This window comes from Streptomyces sp. NPDC058307 (assembly GCF_042880295.1).
In the GTDB taxonomy this organism is placed as follows: Bacteria; Actinomycetota; Actinomycetes; order Streptomycetales; family Streptomycetaceae; genus Streptomyces.
On the sequence record NZ_JBHVYZ010000019.1, the window covers coordinates 129,548 to 131,651 of the forward strand.

General features: G+C 71.8%; 3 protein-coding genes. All 3 read right to left on the reverse strand.

Features of this window, described 5'->3' with window-relative positions:
- Positions 1 to 1,086: Stp1/IreP family PP2C-type Ser/Thr phosphatase (locus tag ACFVYN_RS16770; RefSeq protein WP_389998555.1), on the reverse strand; the 1,086-nt coding region annotated here is incomplete at its 3' end.
- Between the two features lie 128 nt (positions 1,087 to 1,214).
- Positions 1,215 to 1,727, reverse strand: coding sequence for an FHA domain-containing protein (locus tag ACFVYN_RS16775; RefSeq protein ID WP_352387250.1), 513 nt, complete (start codon positions 1,725 to 1,727; stop codon positions 1,215 to 1,217).
- Positions 1,728 to 1,737: 10 nt separating this feature from the next.
- A partial coding sequence (locus ACFVYN_RS16780; protein WP_389998559.1) for an FHA domain-containing protein occupies positions 1,738 to 2,104 on the reverse strand: 367 nt, incomplete at its 5' end.

The following is a 2,104-nucleotide window of genomic DNA, read 5'->3' on the forward strand; positions in this document are numbered from 1 at the left end:
GCCGACGTAGTACTGGGTCTGCGTCCAGCGCCAGCCGCCGTACAGGCCGCCGCCGATGACGGCGAGCGCGAGGACCGAGTAGAAGGATCTCTTCAGCCACCTGCGGCCCTTGCGGGGCTTGACGAAGTCGTCGTCGGAGTAGTCGCCGAAGCTGCCCGCGGGGATGTAGCCGGTGGTGTCGGAGGAGCCGGGCGGCCCGAACTCGCCGCCCCCGCCCTGCCCCTGGCCCTGGCGGCCGAGCCCGGAGGCGCGGCCCGCGGGGGTCTGCATGATGCCGTTGTCGTGCAGCTGGTGCTGGTTCTCCGCGACCGCGCCGACCACGACCGGGGTGTCGGAGAGCTGCCCGGCGAGGGTGTCCCCGGTGTCCAGGTCGAGGACATCGGCGACGATGACCGTGATGTTGTCGGGGCCGCCGCCGCGCAGCGCGAGCTGGATGAGGTCCTGCACGGTCTCCTGGGGGCCCTGGTAGCTGGCGAGGGTCTCCTCGAGCGTCTGGTGGGAGACAACGCCGGAGAGGCCGTCGGAGCAGATCAGATAGCGGTCGCCGGCACGGACCTCACGGATGGACAGGTCGGGCTCGACGTGTTCGCCGCTGCCCAACGCCCGCATCAGCAGGGAGCGTTGGGGGTGGGTGGTGGCCTCTTCCTCGGTGATGCGGCCCTCGTCGACCAGGCGCTGCACCCAGGTGTGGTCCTGGGTGATCTGGGTGAGGACGCCGTCGCGCAGCAGGTACGCGCGCGAGTCGCCGACGTGCACGAGGCCGAGGCGCTGGCCCGTCCACAGCAGGGCGGTCAGCGTGGTCCCCATGCCTTCGAGCTGGGGGTCCTCCTCGACCATGGAGCGCAGCTGGTCGTTGGCGCGCTGGACGGCCACGCCGAGCGAGGTCAGGACGTCGGAGCCGGGGACGTCGTCGTCGAGGGCGACGATGGTGGAGATGGCCTCGGAGGAGGCGACCTCGCCGGCGGCGGCGCCGCCCATGCCGTCGGCGATGGCGAGCAGGCGGGGGCCGGCGTATCCGGAGTCCTCGTTGCCCTCCCGGATCATGCCTTTGTGCGATCCGGCGGCGAAGCGCAGTGACAGACTCATGCGCACCTCGCCCGTCGGCTCCGGGTACATCCGCACGGTGCCCACCCTCCGGTCGGGAGCGCGCCGGGGCCCGGGGTGGGGGCCCACGCCGCGTGCTCGCTCCGCTCGCGCCTATTCATGATGTAGCACTACTTCCGCAGCTCGATGACGGTCTTGCCGATGCGGATCGGCGCGCCCAGCGGAATCGGTGTCGGGGTCGTCAGCCGTGTCCGGTCGAGATACGTGCCGTTGGTGGAGCCCAGGTCCTCGACGATCCACTGGCCGTCGCGGTCCGGATAGATCCTGGCATGGCGGCTGGAGGCGTAGTCGTCGTCCAGCACGATGGTGCTGTCGTGCGCCCGGCCCAGGGTGATGGTCTGCCCCTGGAGCGCGACGGTGGTGCCGGTGAGGGTGCCCTCGGACACGACGAGCTTGGTGGGGGCGTTACGGCGCTGGCGGCCCCCGGTGGCCGGCTGCTGGCGCTGCTGCGGGGGCGCCTGGCGCTGGGCCTGCTGGGCCCGGCCTGCCTCCCGGCGCGAGCCGCGCTGGGTGACGCGCGTACCGAACAGGTCGCTGCGGATGACCTGCACGGCCACGATCACGAACAGCCACAGTACGGCCAGGAAACCCAACCGCATGACCGTGAGGGTCAGCTCTGACATTGCCCCCGCTTCACCCTTCGGCTTGCCGGTAAATGATGGTGGTACTGCCCACGACGATCCGCGAGCCGTCGCGGAGCGTAGCGCGGGTGGTGTGCTGCCCGTCCACCACGATGCCGTTGGTGGACCCGAGATCCTGGATCGTCGAGGGCGTTCCGGTCCGGATCTCACAGTGCCGGCGCGAGACGCCGGGGTCGTCGATCCGCACGTCGGCTTCGGTGCTGCGGCCCAGCACCAGCGTGGCGCGGGAGATCTGATGGCGGGTGCCGTTGATCTCGATCCAGTGGCGGGTGCGGGAGCCCGGCGCGGGCGCGCCGACCGGGCCGCCGCCCGGGCGCGGGGCCTGGGCGGGCTGCGGATAGCCGTAGCCCGCCCAGGAC